The 17,791-nt window shown below is 64.2% G+C and carries 21 protein-coding genes; 18 read left to right on the forward strand and 3 right to left on the reverse strand.

The genetic code is table 11. The features are described 5' to 3' along the window. From K6T56_09365 to K6T56_09395, 7 genes are all read left to right on the forward strand, one after another. Positions 1–184: argininosuccinate synthase (locus K6T56_09365; protein MCL6556554.1), on the forward strand; the 184-nt coding region annotated here is incomplete at its 5' end. Positions 185–305: 121 nt separating this feature from the next. Continuing rightward, entirely contained in the window at positions 306–887 is a 582-nt protein-coding gene (locus tag K6T56_09370; protein ID MCL6556555.1) for an MFS transporter, read from the forward strand. Between the two features lie 9 nt (positions 888–896). Further along, positions 897–1,382 (forward strand): YajQ family cyclic di-GMP-binding protein, encoded by a 486-nt coding sequence (locus K6T56_09375; protein MCL6556556.1) that lies wholly within the window; start codon positions 897–899, stop codon positions 1,380–1,382. 7 nt (positions 1,383–1,389) lie between these two features. Further along, positions 1,390–1,950, forward strand: coding sequence for a DJ-1/PfpI family protein (locus tag K6T56_09380; GenBank protein ID MCL6556557.1), 561 nt, complete (start codon positions 1,390–1,392; stop codon positions 1,948–1,950). Positions 1,951–1,986: 36 nt separating this feature from the next. Continuing rightward, a complete protein-coding gene (locus K6T56_09385; GenBank protein ID MCL6556558.1) occupies positions 1,987–2,595 on the forward strand; it encodes a nitroreductase family protein in 609 nt (202 codons plus the stop codon). Positions 2,596–2,824: 229 nt separating this feature from the next. After that, positions 2,825–2,998 (forward strand): hypothetical protein, encoded by a 174-nt coding sequence (locus tag K6T56_09390; GenBank protein ID MCL6556559.1) that lies wholly within the window; start codon positions 2,825–2,827, stop codon positions 2,996–2,998. A gap of 108 nt (positions 2,999–3,106) precedes the next feature. Beyond that, complete coding sequence (locus K6T56_09395) at positions 3,107–3,289, forward strand: hypothetical protein (protein ID MCL6556560.1); 183 nt, start codon at positions 3,107–3,109, stop codon at positions 3,287–3,289. A gap of 68 nt (positions 3,290–3,357) precedes the next feature. Here the strand turns inward: K6T56_09395 and K6T56_09400 are convergent, their stop codons facing one another. Together K6T56_09400 and K6T56_09405 are read right to left on the reverse strand one after the other, a co-directional pair. Further along, on the reverse strand, positions 3,358–4,563 hold the full coding sequence (locus K6T56_09400) for a PilT/PilU family type 4a pilus ATPase (GenBank protein ID MCL6556561.1): 1,206 nt from the start codon (positions 4,561–4,563) through the stop codon (positions 3,358–3,360). A 19-nt stretch (positions 4,564–4,582) separates the two neighbouring features. Next, positions 4,583–5,389, reverse strand: coding sequence for a hypothetical protein (locus K6T56_09405; protein MCL6556562.1), 807 nt, complete (start codon positions 5,387–5,389; stop codon positions 4,583–4,585). Positions 5,390–5,724: 335 nt separating this feature from the next. Between K6T56_09405 and K6T56_09410 the strand changes: the two genes are divergently transcribed. Both K6T56_09410 and trxA read left to right on the forward strand, forming a co-directional pair. Further along, complete coding sequence (locus K6T56_09410; protein MCL6556563.1) at positions 5,725–7,533, forward strand: ABC transporter ATP-binding protein/permease; 1,809 nt, start codon at positions 5,725–5,727, stop codon at positions 7,531–7,533. Positions 7,534–7,686: 153 nt separating this feature from the next. Further along, positions 7,687–8,064 carry a thioredoxin gene (gene trxA / locus K6T56_09415; GenBank protein MCL6556564.1) on the forward strand — a complete coding sequence of 126 codons (378 nt, stop codon included), beginning with the start codon at positions 7,687–7,689 and terminating at the stop codon, positions 8,062–8,064. Positions 8,065–8,070: 6 nt separating this feature from the next. Here trxA and hda read toward each other — a convergent pair whose 3' ends face one another. Beyond that, positions 8,071–8,781 (reverse strand): DnaA regulatory inactivator Hda, encoded by a 711-nt coding sequence (gene hda / locus K6T56_09420; protein ID MCL6556565.1) that lies wholly within the window; start codon positions 8,779–8,781, stop codon positions 8,071–8,073. A gap of 74 nt (positions 8,782–8,855) precedes the next feature. Between hda and purM the strand changes: the two genes are divergently transcribed. From purM to K6T56_09465, 9 genes are all read left to right on the forward strand, one after another. Beyond that, a complete protein-coding gene (gene purM, locus K6T56_09425) occupies positions 8,856–9,902 on the forward strand; it encodes a phosphoribosylformylglycinamidine cyclo-ligase (protein ID MCL6556566.1) in 1,047 nt (348 codons plus the stop codon). A gap of 4 nt (positions 9,903–9,906) precedes the next feature. Next, complete coding sequence (gene purN / locus K6T56_09430; protein ID MCL6556567.1) at positions 9,907–10,545, forward strand: phosphoribosylglycinamide formyltransferase; 639 nt, start codon at positions 9,907–9,909, stop codon at positions 10,543–10,545. Next, complete coding sequence (locus K6T56_09435) at positions 10,542–11,231, forward strand: DUF3108 domain-containing protein (protein MCL6556568.1); 690 nt, start codon at positions 10,542–10,544, stop codon at positions 11,229–11,231. Before purN ends, K6T56_09435 begins: the two co-directional genes overlap by 4 nt. Positions 11,232–11,279: 48 nt before the next feature. Next, a complete protein-coding gene (locus K6T56_09440; GenBank protein MCL6556569.1) occupies positions 11,280–12,266 on the forward strand; it encodes a DUF3108 domain-containing protein in 987 nt (328 codons plus the stop codon). Positions 12,267–12,323: 57 nt separating this feature from the next. Continuing rightward, positions 12,324–13,388 (forward strand): AI-2E family transporter, encoded by a 1,065-nt coding sequence (locus K6T56_09445; GenBank protein MCL6556570.1) that lies wholly within the window; start codon positions 12,324–12,326, stop codon positions 13,386–13,388. Continuing rightward, a complete protein-coding gene (locus K6T56_09450; GenBank protein MCL6556571.1) occupies positions 13,385–14,662 on the forward strand; it encodes an RsmB/NOP family class I SAM-dependent RNA methyltransferase in 1,278 nt (425 codons plus the stop codon). Before K6T56_09445 ends, K6T56_09450 begins: the two co-directional genes overlap by 4 nt. Next, the gene (locus tag K6T56_09455) at positions 14,659–15,204 is read left to right on the forward strand and encodes a phospholipase D family protein (GenBank protein ID MCL6556572.1); all 546 of its coding nucleotides are present in this window, start codon (positions 14,659–14,661) and stop codon (positions 15,202–15,204) included. Before K6T56_09450 ends, K6T56_09455 begins: the two co-directional genes overlap by 4 nt. Positions 15,205–15,215: 11 nt before the next feature. After that, positions 15,216–16,496: a mechanosensitive ion channel gene (locus tag K6T56_09460; GenBank protein MCL6556573.1), complete on the forward strand. Its 1,281-nt coding sequence runs from the start codon at positions 15,216–15,218 to the stop codon at positions 16,494–16,496. A 64-nt stretch (positions 16,497–16,560) separates the two neighbouring features. Beyond that, positions 16,561–17,718: a fatty acid desaturase gene (locus K6T56_09465; GenBank protein ID MCL6556574.1), complete on the forward strand. Its 1,158-nt coding sequence runs from the start codon at positions 16,561–16,563 to the stop codon at positions 17,716–17,718. Positions 17,719–17,791: the final 73 nt, after the last annotated feature.

The raw sequence follows: 17,791 nt of genomic DNA on the forward strand, positions 1-17,791 counted from the left end.
GCTCAAGCTCTACAAGGGCAATGCCATGGTGGTGGGACGGGATTCACCCAGCGATTCCCTGTTCGATCCCGCCATCGCCACCTTCGAGGACGATCAGGGCGCCTACAACCAGGCGGATGCGACCGGCTTCATCCGCCTCAATGCGTTGCGCATGCGCATCGCCGCCCGACGTAAGCACCGCTGAAAGGAGCTGCGTTTGCATGATGAAGCGCGCGAAGTTTCACCGGGACCGTTTGGCTTGACCGGAAACCATCGGCCCTCACGGGCAGCCATTTCGGCTGGAATCTGCCTGACGGGAGACAATCATGACCACGCTCGCGGTTGTCAGAAAGAAAGGCCAGATCGCCATCGCGGCGGACACCCTCACCAAATGGGGCACCACCAAGGAATCCGCCGCCTACATCGCCAACCATGAAAAAATTCTGCGCGTGGGCGATAGCTACATCGCCGTCACCGGCACCACCACCTTCAATCTCATCCTGCGTGATTATTTCGCCAGCCTGGAAATACCCCCGGCCCTGGATTCGGTGCAGGCCATTTTCCGCACCTGGCAGGAGCTCCACGGGGCGATGAAGGAGCGCTATTTCCTCATCCCCACGGAGGACAAGGAGGATGATCTGGAAAGCTCCCGCATCCATGTCTTGATCGCCAATCCCCACGGCATCTTCGGTGTTGGCGCACACCGCACGGTGCAGGAGTTCACCCGCTTCTACGCCTACGGCGCGGGCAACGAATACGCCATGGGGGCGCTGTGGGCGTCCTACGACAATCCACGGCTGGATGCGGAAGCCCTCGCCCGGCTCGCCATCGAATGCGCCATCGAGTTCGACGACAGCACCGGCGGTCCCATCACCAGTTACGTCGTCAGGGAAGCGCGGAAAAAGTAGGAGGCAGCCATGCCATCGTTCGACATCGTCTCCGAGGTGGACAAGCAGGAGGTGCGCAACGCGGTGGAGCAGACCAACAGGGAAGTGGCCAACCGCTTTGACTTCAAGGGCTCGGATGCCCGCGTGGAGCAGGCCGATTACGTGCTCACCGTCTATGCCGACGACGAATTCAAGCTGGACCAGGTGCAGGATATTCTGAACGCCCGGCTCATAAAAAGGGGCATCGACATCCGCTGCCTGGAACTTAGCAAGCCGGAGAAAATCAGCGGCAACAAGATGAAACGCACCGTCACCGTGAAGACCGGGGTCAATCCGGAGCTGGCGAAGAGAATCGTCAAGCTCATCAAGGAGAGCAAGCTCAAGGTTCAGGCCAGCATCCACGGCGATGCGGTGCGCGTGGCGGGGCCGAAGAAGGACACGCTGCAGGAGACCATCGCCCTGGTGCGCAAATCCATCACCGACTTCCCCCTTCAGTTCACCAACTTCCGCGATTGAGGCAACCATGGCCCGCGTACTCGTTCCCCTGGCAGAAGGTTTCGAGGAACTGGAAGCCGTCACCATCATTGATCTGCTGCGCCGCGCCGGCGTCGAGGTCGTCACCGCCGGGCTTGCCCCTGGCCCGGTGCGGGCGAGCCGGCAGACGGTCATCGTCCCCGACACCACCCTGGATGCGGTCCTCGACCAGGACTTCGACATGGTCGTGCTGCCGGGCGGCATGCCGGGCGCAAAAAACCTCGACCAGGATGCGCGGGTGAAAGCGCTGTTGCGGCGAATGGCGGAGGCGGGCCGGTTCACCGGCGCCATCTGCGCCGCGCCCATGGTGCTGGCCCATGCAGGGCTGCTGTCCGGAAAGAAGGCCACCAGTTATCCGGGCTTCGTCGACAGCATGGGGCTGGCCGATGTCACCTATGTCGCCGAACCCGTGGTGCGGGATGGCAAGGTGATCACCTCCCGCGGTCCCGGCACGGCCATGGATTTTGCTCTCACCCTCATCGAGGTCCTCGTCGGCCGCGCCAGGCGGGAGGAAGTGGAAGCCGCCCTGTTGCGCCCCGCCAAGGCTTGAGGTTGAGGGTCGCGCGCCAAACCCGGGAGCCCGAACATGCTGGAAAAACCCGCAAAGACCGCCGTGCCCATCCACCCGCTGCTGCGTGACCGCTGGAGTCCACGCGCCTTCGACCCCGCACGCAATGTGACGGAACAGGAAATCCTCGCCCTCCTGGAAGCCGCGCGCTGGGCACCTTCCTGTTATGGGGACCAGCCCTGGCGTTTTCTCCTGTGGAACCGGCAAACCGACCCCCAGGGCTGGCAGGCCGCCTTCGACTGCCTGGCGGAGGGCAACCAGCTCTGGGTCAAGGATGTGCCCCTGCTCATCGCCGCCTTCGCCGTGCCCGATTTCCGTCACGATGGCAAACCCAACCGCTGGGCCCAGTACGATACGGGCGCGGCAGCCATGAGTCTGTGCCTGCAGGCGGTGGCCTTGGGCCTGGCCGCCCACCAGATGGGAGGTTTTGACGCGCAGCGTCTCAAAACGACCTTCGGCGTCCCGCCAGAGGTGACGGCCATGGCCATGATCGCCGTCGGCCACCGGGGCACACCGGAACAGTTGCCGGAGCCGCTGCGGGAAAGGGAAACCGCGCCCCGCAGCCGCCTGCCCCTGGGGGAGGTGGCCTATCGCGGACGCTGGGGAAGCGCCTTCACCACACCCTGACGTCGGGAAAGTTTACAGGCGGCCCCGGAACCTTACGAAAAAGCGCCGTTGAAACAAGCGATTACGGCTTTGGCATTGGCCTTGCTCAACATCAGAGCGCCCTGCCGCGCCGAAGGATCTGGCCGTTTGCTGGAATGTTTCCTCCCCCTGTCCCCTCCGGGAGGACAGGGGGGGACACGCTTCGCGTGGTTTCACGTCGAGGACAGGGCAAATCCTGCGAAAGCCTGCCATGGACTCTGCTGCCGCCGCCCGTCCCCCCGATCCGGCCCGCAAGCCCCGGCTCATGCGGCGGCTCATGTGTCGGATTCTCGGTCACCAGTGGCGTTTCCTCCACGCCCGTGACGACGGGGGCAAGGTCCATCGCTGCCAGCGGTGTGGCCTCGAGGCCGTCTTCGTCCGCTAAGTCCTTGTTTCGTGAGCCCCCGCCCCGACCCCCGGGCACGCTGCCGCAGATGGCATGAGGGTTGCTAGATGGTGTGCGGAGTCCGCATCAGTTCGAGGAGCGCACACCATGATCAAGTGGCTTGCCCAACGTCTTTTCCGCAACCGCAGCCAGGCCAACCCGGACACGGTCATCATCAAGGTGAGGATCAACGACCAGTACACGTTTTACTACCCCTTCACCGCCCGCGCCGGCATGAAGGTGCGGGAAATGAGTGCAGAGGAGTTTCAGGAATATCTCGCCGCGCGCTAGACGCGACGGGAGAGGCGGCTTGTCCCCCGTTGCGAAAGGGCCCGTTGCGAAAGTGAAGGAAGGCCGGCCTATCGGCCGCCCGGGATGCGGGCCACCCCCAGCTTGTCCAGATCCTCCGCGCTGAGCAGCCCGGGCAGCTCCTGCTGGGTGTCCTCCCGCACCTTGTCTTCATCGATCATCACCTGGCGCGCCCGCTGCGCCCGCAATTCGCGGTACTTGTTGGAATTGGCGATGAGCCACTCCATGTTGGTGCGGGAATCGGCGTTGATGAGCGCCTCCTCCCGGCTGATGCGGCCATTCACATAAAGCTCCAGCAGCGATTCCTCGAAGGTCTGCGCGCCTTCCACCAGGCTTTGCTCGATGGCCTCCTTGATCTTGTCGATCTCCCGCCGCTGGATGAGTTCGGCAATGTGCAGGTTGTTGATGAGGACCTCCACCGCCGCCACCCGTTTGCCATCCACCCCCTTCACCAGCCGCTGGGAGATGACCGCCTTCAGGCTCGTGGCCAGGTCCAGCAAAAGTCCCTCGTGGGTCTCCGCGGGGAAGAGGCTGATGATGCGGTTGAGGGCGTGATAGGCATTGTTGGCGTGCAGCGTGGCCAGACACAGATGGCCGGTCTGGGTGTAGATGAGCGCCTGGCGCATGGTCTCCTGATCGCGGATCTCGCCGATGAGGAGGACGTCCGGCGCCTCGCGCAGGGCGTTGACCAGGGCACTGGCATAGGACTCGGTGTCGATGCCCACTTCCCGCTGGTTGACGATGGAACGCTTGTGGCGGTGGATGAATTCGATGGGGTCCTCGATGGCGAGGATGTGACTCGTGGCGTGGGTGTTGCGATGGTCGATCATCGCCGCCAGGGTGGTGGATTTGCCGGAACCGGTGGCCCCCACCACCAGGATCAGGCCCCGCTTCTGCATGACCAGGTCCTTGAGCACCGGCGGCAGGCCCAGGCTGTCGATGGAGGGCACCTGGTCGGTGATGTAGCGGATGACCATGGCTACCGAACCCCGCTGGCGGAAGACATTGACGCGGAACCGTCCGCAGTTGGGCACGGACAGCCCGAAGTTCATCTCCCATCTGGCCTCGAAGGTGCGGATCTGCTCCTCGGTCATCAACGCATAGGCCACGCGCTTGACCATGGCCGCATCGAAGACCTGCTGGTTGACGGGGCGGATCTCGCCCTCGATCTTGATGTAGACGGGTGCGCCGGCGGAAAAGAAGAGGTCGGAGGCGCGTTTTTCCGCCATCAGGCGGAAGAACTGGGTCAGATCCATGGACGCGGCCACCTGGGACTCACGAGAAGAGGGATTTCAGCTTGCCGAGCAACCCCTTGCCTTCCTGCTCCTGGCTTTTCTCCGCCTCCCCTTCGTTGCCCGGCGCTGCCGGTGGCGCCGTTTTCGCCGCTGTGGCGGGACGCACCAGGGTGCGCCGGGCCTGCTGATGGACGCCCAGCTCCCGCAGCCGGTTCGGCTTGTCCAGGATGAACTTGGCGAATTCGTCCAGCACTTCCTGATTGATCTCGTTCACGTCATAGACGAATTCGTTGATGGTGAGGCCATGCAGATTGCGCACCTGCAGGGTGATGCGCGCCTTTTCGAAATCGGCGGAGAACCGGGCCGTGACCGGAATTTCGCTGGCCACGGTGAAGACGGCGCGGGTGACGAGACCGCGCTCGTTGCGGAACTCCGTGCACTGGTATTTGAGATTGTTCTGCCAGAGGTATTCCTTCTGGTTGTCGATCTTCTGCGGCGTGTCCCGTTCGAACTGGATCACCTTGTCGGTGACACATTTGAAGCGCAGCACCAGGGTATTGATGAAATCCTTCTGCCCGATGCGGATGGAGTCGATGCTGAGCGCATAGTTCTGCGGGCGGAAATCGTCGATCAGGCCAAAGCCGTCGATGAAATAGCTGCGCTTGATATCCAGGTTGAGGACGTTGAGCTGGTTGACGAGCTCCTGGAGGTAGCGCTGGATTTCCTTGTACTTGGTCTGGACCGCCATGAAGTTCTGGCTGACGGTGACCAGCTTGGACTGCGTTTCGGTTTGCTCCTGCTGCCGCTTGAGTTCGGCCTGTTTTTTGAGTTCGTCGAGAAACGCCATGATCTACCTGTGCACTCTTCTTACCGGAAGCAAAGCGCCTGGGAGGAATTGTAGTGAAAAATCGCGCCCCTGTCGGCCGCCCGGCGCGCCACTCCCAGTGGCTTCATATCGGCCTGGCCCGGCACAACTTTAACGGGAACAACGGGAAGCGCGTCCTCCCCCTTCCGCCTCGTCGTGCCCCCGGCAGGAAGTGGGTAGCAAGAATTGTTCCATTGACCCCACCGGCGGCGGGACAAGCCAAAACCCTCGCCTGGACGCGGAAAACGACGGCGTGCTATTTTGCCCCACCGCAGCTTACTGACGCTCACCGGCACAATCCGACGAAGTTTTGACACATGCGTATCCGGCATTACGGCCCGGCGCCGAAAAACCGCAACGACTGGAAGACCATCCGCACCCTGCTGCCCTATCTGTGGGAGTTCCGCTGGCGGGTGGCGTTGGCCCTTGCCCTGCTGGTGCTGGCCAAGGTGGCCAACGTGGCCGTCCCCCTCATGCTCAAGCACATCGTCGATGCCCTGGACAAACCCCGTCCGGAGCTGGTGCTGCCCGTCGCCTTCCTCCTCGGCTACGGCCTGCTGCGCTTTGCCAGCACCCTCTTTGGCGAACTGCGCGATGCAGTGTTCGCCAAGGTCACCCAGCGGGCCATCCGTCGTGTGGCGCTCAAGGTGTTCAGCCATCTGCACGCGCTGCCGGTGCGCTTTCACCTGGAGCGGCAGACGGGAGGGGTGTCCCGCGACATCGAACGCGGCACCCGGGGCATCGGCTTCCTGCTCAATTTCATGCTGTTCAATATTTTGCCCACCCTGGTGGAAATCGGGCTGGTGGCAGGCATCCTCATCGTCCACTACGACATCCGCTTTGCCCTCATCGTGCTGGCCACCCTCCTTGTCTATGTGGCCTTCACCCTGTTCGTCACGGAATGGCGCATGGTTTTCCGCCGCACCATGAACGACATGGATTCCAAAGCCAACACCCGCGCCATCGACAGCCTGCTCAACTACGAGACGGTCAAGTATTTCGGCAACGAAGCGTTCGAGACGCGGCGCTATGACGAAAGCCTGCAGGTGTGGGAAAAGGCGGCCATCCGCAACCAGACTTCGCTTGCCGCCCTCAACGCCGGCCAGAGTTTCATCATCGCCGTCGGCGTCACCCTGCTCATGTTCCTCGCCGCGGAAGGGGTGATCGAGGGCACCATGACCCTCGGCGATCTGGTGCTGGTCAACGCCTACATGATCCAGATTTACCTGCCGCTACACTTCCTCGGCTTCGTCTATCGGGAGATCAAGCACTCCCTGGCGGACATGGAAAAGATGTTCGGGCTGCTCGAAGTCACCCCGGAAATCCGCGACAAGCCCGGTGCACCGGAACTCAAGGTGACGCGGGGCGAGATCCGTTTCGAGCACGTGGATTTCGCCTATGAGCCACGACGCCAGATTCTCTTCGATGTCAGCTTCGTCGTGCCACCGGGCAGGACCGTGGCCGTGGTGGGCCACAGCGGGGCCGGCAAATCCACGCTGTCGCGCCTGCTGTTCCGTTTCTATGACGTCACCGGCGGCCGCATCCTCATCGACGGCCAGGACATCCGCGATGTCACCCAGAAAAGCCTGCGTGCGGCCATCGGCATCGTGCCCCAGGACACGGTGCTGTTCAACGACACGATCTACTACAACATCGCCTATGGCCGACCCGATGCCAGCCGCGAGGAAGTCATCGCCGCCGCCAAGGCCGCCCACATCCACGACTTCATCGAAAGCCTGCCGGACAAATACGATACCCTGGTGGGGGAACGGGGCCTCAAGCTTTCCGGCGGTGAAAAGCAGCGCGTGGCCATCGCCCGCGCCCTGCTCAAGAATCCGCGCATCCTCATTTTCGATGAAGCGACTTCAGCGCTGGACTCCAAATCGGAAAAGGCCATCCAGGCGGAACTGCGGCGCATCGCCGAAAACCGCACCACCCTCGTCATCGCCCATCGCCTGTCCACCATCGTCGATGCCGACCGCATCCTGGTCATGGACCATGGCCGCATCGTCGAAGCCGGCACCCACCGGGAACTTCTGGAGGCAAACGGTCTCTACGCCCACATGTGGGCCCTGCAGCAGCAGGAAGACGCAGACGGCGCACCGCTTGCCGCCGTCTCCCTGTAAGTCAGCTGCGGATCATCCCTGAAGCTGCGGCAGGCTTTGGCCCCGCCCGCGATTTGCGGGATAATGCCTGTGGTTGCACCGCGTCGGCCCGGAAGCCCGCTTCCCTGTCCCTCCGGTCAACTTCTTTTCAACCCTTGAGCCGGAGTGAACAGCATGGCCACCGTGGAACTGACCAAAGACAATTTCGAGGAAACCGTCCTCAACAACGATCTCGTGCTCGTGGATTTCTGGGCCCCCTGGTGCGGTCCCTGCCAATCCTTCGCCCCCGTCTATGAAGCCGTCTCGGAGCGCTATCCGGACGTGGTGTTCGGCAAGGTGAATACCGAGGAGGAGCCCGAGATTGCCGGCTACTTCCAGATCCGTTCCATTCCCACGCTGATGGTCTTCCGCGAGCGGATCATCCTTTTCTCCCAGGCGGGTGCGCTCCCCCCCCAGGCCCTGGAACAGGTGGTGGAAGGCGCCAAATCCCTGGACATGGACCAGGTGCGCGCGGAAATCGCCGCCGAGCAGGCCGCTGCCGACAAGGGGTAGGCGCCCTCAGCGCTCCCGTGATGCCGATGCCGGCGTTTCGTGAGCAAGGAGGGCCAACACCTCCCGCACCAGGGGCAGCGTGATGGGCCGCTTGACCTGCAGCGAATAGCGGTCGAGGGCCTCGAGCAGCCCCATGAGGGAAGGCAGATCCCGCTGCCAGGTGCGCAGAAGATAGGCCGCCACATCCCCGCCGAGGGTGAAGCCCCGTTCCCGGGCATGGGCCATCAGGGCCTGGGCCTTGTCCTCGTCCGACAGACAGTGCACCTGGTAGATCAGTCCCTGCGCAAGCCGGGTGGCCAGCTCCGGCCGCAGGCGCAGCCGCATGGGGGGTACACTGCCGGTGACGAGGAGCAACGCTGTGCCTTCCTGCATGCGGTTGATGAGGTCGAAGAGGGCAATCTGTTGGGCATCATTGAGCCGTCCCACGTCCTCCACCGCCACGGCGCCCCGGCGGGCGAGTTCCGCAGGCGAAAGCGCCTCCTCGCCCGCCCGCACCTGGCCGGTGGTGAGCCCCAGGGCGGCGGCCGCGGCCAGAAAACCCGCCGCGAGGTGGCTCTTGCCACAACCGCGGCCCCCCCACAGGTAGACGAAGCGCTCCCCCGCGCGCCCCTCGAGCAGGGCACGCAGGGCGGCCAGCACCTCGGCGTTTCTGCCGGGAACGAAATTCTCCAGGGTGGGTGGTGGCGGTGGCGTGAGCTCCAGGGTGAGCTGCTGCATGGGCGGTCAATGGAGCGTTGGGGTAAAATTCCGGGTCAACCACGACTTTACCCGAACCCCCTGCAGGAACTCAATTGAACCCTGAACAATCCCCGCCCTCCCTGAGTTATCGCGATGCCGGTGTCGACATCGATGCCGGCGATGCGCTGGTGGAGAATATCAAGCCGCTGGCCCGCCGTACCCTGCGTCCCGAAGTGCTCGCCGGCATCGGTGGCTTCGGCGCCCTTTTCGAGCTCACCGGCAAATACCGGGAACCGGTGCTGGTCTCCGGCACCGACGGCGTGGGCACCAAACTCAAGCTCGCCTTCCAGTTGAACCGCCACGACACCATCGGCATCGACCTGGTGGCGATGAGCGTCAACGACATCCTGGTCCAGGGCGCAGAGCCCCTCTTCTTCCTCGATTATTTCGCCTGCGGCCGGCTCGATGTCGCCACCGCCACCGAGGTGGTGAAGGGCATCGCCCGCGGCTGCGAACTTGCCGGCTGCGCCCTCATCGGCGGCGAAACGGCGGAAATGCCCGGCATGTATGCGCCGGGGGAATACGATCTCGCCGGTTTTGCCGTGGGCGTGGTGGAAAAGAGCCGCATCATCACCGGCCGCGACATCACCGTCGGCGATGTGGTGCTGGGTCTTGCCGCAAGCGGCCCCCACTCCAACGGCTATTCCCTCATCCGCAAGGTGCTGGAGATCACCGGTTGCGATCTCGCCGGCGATTTTCATGGCCGCAGCCTGGGCGAAACCCTCCTCGAACCCACGCGCATCTACGTGAAACCGCTGCTCGCGCTGATGGAACGACTGCCGGTCAAGGGGCTTGCCCACATCACCGGCGGGGGCCTTCTGGAAAACGTGCCGCGCATCCTGCCCGAGCACGTGAGTGCGGTGCTCGACCGGCACGCCTGGGAAATGCCGCCCATCTTCCGCTGGCTCAAGGAAGCGGGCAATGTCGCCGAGCGGGAGATGTACCGCACCTTCAATTGCGGCATCGGCATGGTGGTCGTGGTGGCACCGGAAGTGGCGGAGGAAGCCCGGCGTTTCCTCACCGAGCAGGGCGAGACCGTCCACACCCTGGGCCGCATCGTGCCGCGGGCGCCGGGGCAGCCGCAGACCGTGGTGGCGTAGGCGCGTGAAATCCTTCGTCATCCTCATCTCCGGCCGCGGCAGCAATCTGCGCGCCATCCTCGAGGCGGGGCTTGCCGACCGGGTTGCCGCGGTGATCAGCAACAATCCCCTCGCCGCCGGGCTTGAGTTCGCCCGCGCCCGGGGCATCCCCACGCGGGTGGTGGATCACCGGCACTATGCGCGGCGGGAGGATTTCGATGCCGCACTCCGCAGCGTCATCGAGGAATACACGCCCGATCTCGTCGTGCTGGCCGGTTTCATGCGGGTGCTCACGGCGGATTTCGTCAACCATTACGCGGGGCGCATGATCAACATCCATCCCTCCCTGCTGCCCCTCTTCCCTGGTCTCGACACCCACCGGCGGGCCCTTGCAGCAGGGGTGCGCGTTCACGGCTGCACGGTGCATTTCGTCACACCCACCGTGGACCATGGTCCCATCATCGCCCAGGCCGCCGTACCTGTCTTCGACGGCGACACCCCCGAGCGGCTGGCCTCTCGGGTGTTGGAACAGGAACACCGTCTCTATCCGGCGGTGATCCGCTGGTTCCTGGAGGGACGCATCCTTCTCAAGGAAGACGGCCGCGTCGAGGTGACGAAAGCCGGCGCCTCCTGCGGCGCGCTGCTTGCTCCCTGGGACGCATGAGGAAAGTCATCGCGCTCCTGCTCGTCGCGGCAAGCCTCACGGCCCAGGCGGCGCCCGGCCGCATCACCGCCCATTACAGCCTGACCCGCAACGGTCAGGAACTGGCCGAGGTGGTGGAAGTCTTTACCCAAGACAGGGGTCGTTACCGCATCGAGAGCGTCACTCAGGCCGTGGGTGTCTTGCGCCTCCTCACCCGGGAAAACATCCGCTTCCTCTCCGAAGGGCGGGTGACCCACAATGGACTTCAGCCCCTGCACTTCGAGCACCACCGGGGAGCGGCGCCGGCGCGCCGCATCATCGCCGATTTCGACTGGAAGGCCCGGCAGGCGCGCCTTCAGCACGACGGAGAGGAGGAGATCCTGCCCATTTCCCCGGGGCTGCAGGACCGCTTGAGCCTCATGTATCAGTTCATGTTTCTCAAGCTCGACAAACCCGTGCTCGTCTTCGACATGACCAATGGGCGCAGAATCAGCCGCTACACCTACCGGCGAGTGGAGGAAGGGGAGCTGGTCACGCCCGCCGGCTCCTTTCGCACCGTGCAGTGGAGTCGCGTACGGGAGCCCGGCGATGAGGGTACCGACGTGTGGCTGGCCCTCGACCGCCACCAGCTGCCGGTGAAAATCGTCTTCGAGGAGGAAGGGGGGGCGCGGCTCACCCAGGTGCTCACCCGCCTTCTCGTCCAGTGAAGCGGCAGTGTTCACGCGAGCGCTGGGGGTCCCACGAAGGGCGGGAACATGACGCTACCCCACCGGCTGCTGTGGGCGCTTTTGCTCTCGGCTCTCGCCCACGCCCTGCTCCTTTTGCTGCCTGCACCCCGGCCACCCACACCCCCTTCTACGCCGCCGCTTCTTGCGCGGCTTGAGCCCATGCCACCGGCGCCGCCTGCGGCAAAACTCCGGGCTGGGAAGGCGACGGTAAAAGCTGCGCCGCCAAGGCGCCTCACCCCCCCTGCCCCGGAACCACCGGAGGCGCAGGGAGGCGAGACGCCGCGAGCCACCATAAACCAGGAGGAACCGGCCGCCATAAGCAGCGAGCTCGCAGCCGAGGCCGATGCGCCGTCAGTGGCAGGCGAGGCTCGGCTCCCTGGCCGCATCGTCATCGATTTCACCCTCATCCGCGGCGAGCAGGGCCTGGTGGTGGGGCGCATGCGCCACGAGTGGCAGGTCACCGACGACCAGTACACCTTGACCAGCACCGCCGAGGCGACCGGGGTGTTCTCCCTTTTTCTGCCCGGCGTGCTCCTTCAGGTGAGCCGCGGCCTCATCACCCCCGAAGGCCTCAAACCCCTGAGTTTCTGGATTCAGCGGGGACAGCGGCAAGACCGCACGGAATCGGCCAGTTTCGATTGGGGCGCGGGCAGCCTGCGTTTCGGCCGCAGCGGTGAGGAGAAAACCGTCCCCCTGCCCGCCGGCAGTCAGGACGTGCTGTCGGTCTTCTATCAGCTCGCGCTCACCGCGCCCCACAACGGCGTGCTGGAACTGCCGGTGACCAACGGCCGCAAGTTCGACCGCTATCGCTATCGGGTGGTCGGCGAGGAAACCCTCGACACCCCGCTGGGGCCGCTGGTGACGGAACGACTGGAACGCATCCAGGCACCGGGGGAGGATGCGCTCACGCTGTGGCTTGCCCGGGACTACCACTGGCTGCCGGTACGCCTGCGCTTCGTGGACCGACGCGGCGAGGTGGCGGAGCAGGTGGTAGACACCCTGCTTGCCCAATGAACGCCCGCATCTTTCCCCAAGGGCTTTCGCCGTTACAATAGGTGCTTTTGGCTGCCCATGTCCGCGCCCCCCTCTTCCCTTCGCCTCGAGCCTTTGCTGCTGGTCCTGCTCCTGGGCCTTCTCGCCTTCGGCACGCTGCTCGTGCTGCTGCCCTTCGTTTCGGTGCTGCTGTGGGCCTCCATCCTCTGCTATGCCACCTGGCCCCTCTTCGACCAGCTCACCCGGCTGCTCAAAGGCAGGCGTAATCTTGCCGCCTTCCTCATGTGCGTGGCCGTGACGCTCCTCCTCGTGCTGCCCTTCGTGGTGGTGGGGGCAAGTCTCGGCGATAGCGTCGCCCAACTTGCACAAACCCTGCAGCAGGCCTTAAACCATGCGCCGCGCTCAGCACCGTCCTGGCTTGCTTCGCTGCCCCTGGTGGGCAATGGCATCGCCGAATACTGGCAGCGGGTGGTGGATGACCCCAATTCCCTCGTGCAGCAGGCCCGCGCCGCACTGCCCACCGTCTCCCGCTGGCTGCTCGCCCAGGGGCTGGCGCTGGCGCATGGCGTGTTGATGCTGGTGCTCGCCGTGTTCGTCGCCTTTTTCATCTATCGCGACGGCGCGAGTCTGGCTGATCATCTGGCCACGGCCGTGGAACGTCTCGGGGGCGAGCGGGGCGTGCGCCTCATGCACCTGGCCGGCGGCACCATTCAGGGGGTGGTCTATGGCATTCTCGGCACAGCACTGGCCCAGGGCATCCTGGCCGGCATCGGTTTTCTCATCACCGGCGTGCCGGGAGCCCTCATGCTGGGCCTGCTCACCTTTTTCCTTTCCATCATCCCCATGGGTCCGCCGCTCGTGTGGATCCCCGCCGCCATCTGGCTCTTTGCCCAGGGTGAAACGGGCATGGCGATCTTCCTCGCCCTGTGGGGGGCGCTGGTGGTCTCCAGCATCGACAACGTGCTCAAGCCCTATCTCATCAGCAAGGGGGCGGATCTACCCTTCATCCTCGTCCTCTTCGGGGTGCTCGGGGGAATCCTCGCCTTCGGCTTCCTCGGCGTTTTCCTCGGCCCCACCCTGATCGCGGTGAGCTTCAGTCTTCTCAAGGAATGGACCCTGCGGCCGTCCGCGCTCAAGCCATGAGCCTAAGCCCCGCCCTCCTCCACCACGTGGTGGGGGCCCTCGCAGAAATCCTGCCCTTCACCCACCCCGCGGACAAGGTGTTGTCCCACTACCTACGCACCCATCATCTGGGGGCGCGGGATCGCAGCCTGGTGGCAGAAAGGGTGTATGGCGTGCTGCGCCGGCTGCGTTTCCTCGAATATCTGTGTGAATGCCGCGAACCGCGGCCGTTGCTTTTGGCCTATCTCACCCGCATCGAAGGCTACAATCTGCGCGCCCTCGAACCCGTGCTTGAAGCGGGCGAGGCCGCCCTCGTCAAGCGCATCAAGGCGCGTCCCACAGCGGCGCTGCCCTTGGGCGTGCGCGCGGAACTGCCGGACTGGGTGGTGGAACGGCTGCAAGAAAGCCTCAGCGACGAGGCCATCCTGGAGCTGGGGCGGGCCATGCAGCAGCAAGCACCCCTCGATCTGCGGGTCAACACCCTCAAGGCCAGCCGGGAAGAGGTGCTGGCGCGGCTTCAGGCGGAGGGCTTCGCCGCCACCGCGACCCCCTACTCCCCCGTGGGTATCCGCCTTGCCCACAAACCGGCGATCAACCGGCATCCCCTCTTCACTGCGGGCGTGATCGAGGTCCAGGACGAAGGCAGCCAGCTTCTGGGTTTTCTTCTGGCACCGAAACGGCACGAGCGGGTGGCAGATTTCTGCGCCGGCGCCGGCGGCAAGACGCTTTTGCTGGGCGCCCTCATGCACGCCCAGGGGCGGCTTTATGCCTTCGACGTCTCCGCCCGACGCCTTGCCCAATTTAAGCCACGCCTGGCCCGTTCCGGCCTGTCCAATGTGCATCCGCAGGTCATCGAGGACGAAGGCGATGTCCGCCTCAAGCGTCTGGCGGGCAAATTCGACCGTGTGCTGGTGGATGCCCCCTGCACGGGGCTGGGCACGCTGCGGCGCAATCCCGACCTCAAGTGGCGTCAGACCCCCCAGTCGGTGGCGGAACTGACGGCAAAACAGGCGCGCATCCTGGAGGCGGCCGCGCGCCTGCTCAAACCCGGTGGCCGGCTCGTCTATGCCACCTGCAGCATCCTTAAGGAAGAAAACGAAAATATCGTCGCCGCCTTCCTTAAACGGCATCGCGATTTCAGGCTGCGCCCCGCCGGCGAGCTTTTGGCCAAAAGCCACATCCCCCTCGAGATGGGAGACTTTCTTCGCCTCTCACCGGCCAGCCACGGCACGGATGCCTTCTTCGCCGCCGCCCTCGAGTACGACGTGAGTTCTGCCGCCGAAGGATCAGCATGACACGCCTGCTTGGCCCGCTCCTCGCAAGCCTCCTTTTCCTCATCGCCCCCGCCGAAAGTGCAGAACGGCTGCCGGCGCAGGGCAGCATCGAGCTTGCCTTCACGCCGGAGGACAACGCCATCCATCTCATCGCGCAAGCGCTGCGTGAGGCAAGACAGAAAATCCGCGTCCAGGCCTTCAGCTTCACCAGCAACGAGATCGCCTTCGCCCTCATCGAAGCGAAACGGCGCGGCGTCGATGTGCAGGTGGTGGCGGATGCAGAACAGTCCCTGAAGCTGGAGAACAGCCGCATCCGGCTCCTGGCGGAGGCCGGAATACCGGTCTGGTTGGATGACCAGCACAGCGCCGCCCACAGCAAGGTCATCATCATCGATCCGGGCACGGCGCAGGCGGCGGTCATCACCGGCTCCATGAATTTCACCTATGCAGGGCAGTTCAAAAACGCGGAAAATGTCCTCATCCTGCGCGGCAACCCGCGCCTGGCCGAGGCGTATGCCGCCAACTGGCAACGCCACCGCCAGCACTCCCGCAAGCACCCCTGAACAAGTGGACCATGAACCGCACCCAGCAAGCCCATAACCTGTTGCTTGAGGCGCTGGCCGATCTCGACCGCCCGGCCATGCTCTGGCAGGCCGCGGTGATCGGTCTGGCGGTGGCCCTTGCCTGGCTGCTGGCCGGCGCACTCAAGCGCCGTCTAGCACCGCCGGATCCCAGCAAACCCTCCCTGCTCGGCCTGCGCCACGCGGCGGCCCCCGCCCTCGCCGTGCTGCTGCTTCTGCCCGCCAAGGCGCTGTTGAAGACCTGGTTTGCACCGACCCTGCTCAACGTCGCCATCCCGCTGCTTTTCGCCCTCACCCTGATGCGCGTGGCCTCCCAGTTGCTGCGCTATGTGTTCGTGCCCAGTGGCGTGCTGCGCCTGGTGGAGCATGCCGTCACCTGGACGGTGCTGGTGGGACTCGCGCTTCACCTCACCGGCCTCACCCAGGAAGTGGTGGCGGTGATGGACGACATCGGTTTTACCATTGGTCGGCAGAGGATTTCGCTGCTCCTCGTGCTGCAGGGCGTGCTGGCGGTGGTCATCGCCCTGCTCATCGCCCTCTATCTCGGCCGCATCCTGGAAAACCGGCTGATGAGGAGCGAGGCGCTGGATCACAGCCTGCGGCTGGTGTTTTCCAAACTGGCGCGGGGCGTGCTCATCGTCATCGCGGTGGTCATCGCCCTGCCCCTTGCCGGCGTCGATATCACCTTTCTCTCCCTCTTCGGCGGCGCCCTGGGCGTGGGCCTCGGCTTCGGCCTGCAGAAGATCGCCGCCAACTATGTGAGCGGCTTCATCATCCTCCTCGACCGTTCGGTGCGCATCGGTGATCTCCTGACCATCGACAACCGCTACGGCACCGTCACCGAGATCAAAACCCGTTACACGGTCCTGCGCGCCACGGATGGAACCGAGGCCATCATCCCCAACGAGGCCCTGGTGTCCTCGGTGGTGATCAACCATTCCTTCAGCGACCGCCAACTGCGCATCAACCTGCCGGTGCAGGTGGGTTATGGCAGCGATGTGGAACGGGCCATGGCCATCCTTGTCGAAGTGGCCCGCAGCCATCCGCGGGTGCTCAGGGAACCGGGGCCCGCCGCCTTCCTGCGCGAGTTTGCCGACAGCGGCATCAATCTGGAGCTGGTGGTGTGGATCGCCGATCCGGAGGAAGGCCAGCTCAACCTGCGCTCGGCACTCAACCTGGAAATCTGGCGGCGATTCAAGGCGGAGGGGATTGAGATTCCCTATCCCCACCGCGATATCCGCATCCTGCCCACTGAGTCCGAAAAAAAGACTTAGTTGTCTTTTTGAAGCAATCCGGTACAATGGGTTTTCCGTCATTTCCGTAAAGGTTCTGCATTTTATGTTCACTGGTTTGATTTCAATGCCCTGGTGGGGTTACGTGGCCGTCACCCTGGTGCTCACCCACATCACCATCGCCTCGGTCACGATTTTCCTGCACCGTCACCAGGCCCACCGGGCGCTCGATCTGCATCCCATCGCCAGCCACTTCTTCCGCTTCTGGCTTTGGCTGACCACCGGCATGATCACCCGGGAGTGGGCGGCAATCCATCGCAAGCACCACGCCATGTGTGAGACGGTGAACGATCCCCACAGCCCGCAGATTTTTGGCATCCGCAAAGTGCTCTGGCAGGGAGCCGAGCTCTACCGCCAGGAGGCAAAGAACCGGGAGACCATCGAGAAATACGGCAAAGGCACCCCGGACGACTGGCTGGAGCGCAACCTCTACGCCAAGCACAGCGCCCTCGGGGTCAGCATCATGTTCGTGATCGATGTCGTCCTTTTCGGCCCCATCGGCATCACCATGTGGGCGGTGCAGATGATGTGGATTCCCTTCATGGCCGCCGGCGTCATCAATGGCCTCGGCCACTATTGGGGTTACCGCAACTTCGCTGCCGACGATGCCTCCACCAACATCGTCCCCTGGGGCATCATCATCGGCGGTGAGGAACTGCACAACAACCACCACGCCTATCCCACCTCGGCCAAGCTGTCCGCCAAATGGTGGGAATTCGACATTGGCTGGCTCTACATCCGCCTGCTGGAAATGCTGGGACTGGCGCGGGTGAAGAAGGTCGCCGGCAAGCCGCAGATCATTCCCGGCAAGACGGCGGCGGACGCCGCCACCCTGCAGGCCGTGCTCACCCACCGTTACGAGGTGATGGCCCGCTTTGTGCAGAGCGTGAAATCCACCTTGCGCGAGGAGATCGCCAAGCTCAACATCCACGAGCTCAATGTGAAGACCTTCCGCAAGTGGCTGCATCTGGATGAGGCGGCGCTGCCGGCACCGGAAAAGGAAGTTCTGGAAAAGGCCCTGCATATGAGCCGCGTGCTTGCCACCATCTACACCATGCGCAAGGAGCTGGCCGGCCTCTGGGCGCGTTCCACGGCAAGCCAGGAGGAGCTCCTCAAGCGTCTGGAGGAGTGGTGCCAGCGTGCCGAGGCCACCGGCATCGAAGCCATGCAACGCTTTGCCCGGCAGCTTCGCGCCTACGCGTAATTGGGCCCAACTCAAGCAAAAAGGCCAACCCACGCGTTGGCCTTTTTGCTTCGTGAAAAACCGCCCGCTTAAG

The organism is Burkholderiales bacterium (genome assembly GCA_023511995.1).
Lineage (GTDB): Bacteria > Pseudomonadota > Gammaproteobacteria > Burkholderiales > Thiobacteraceae > Thiobacter.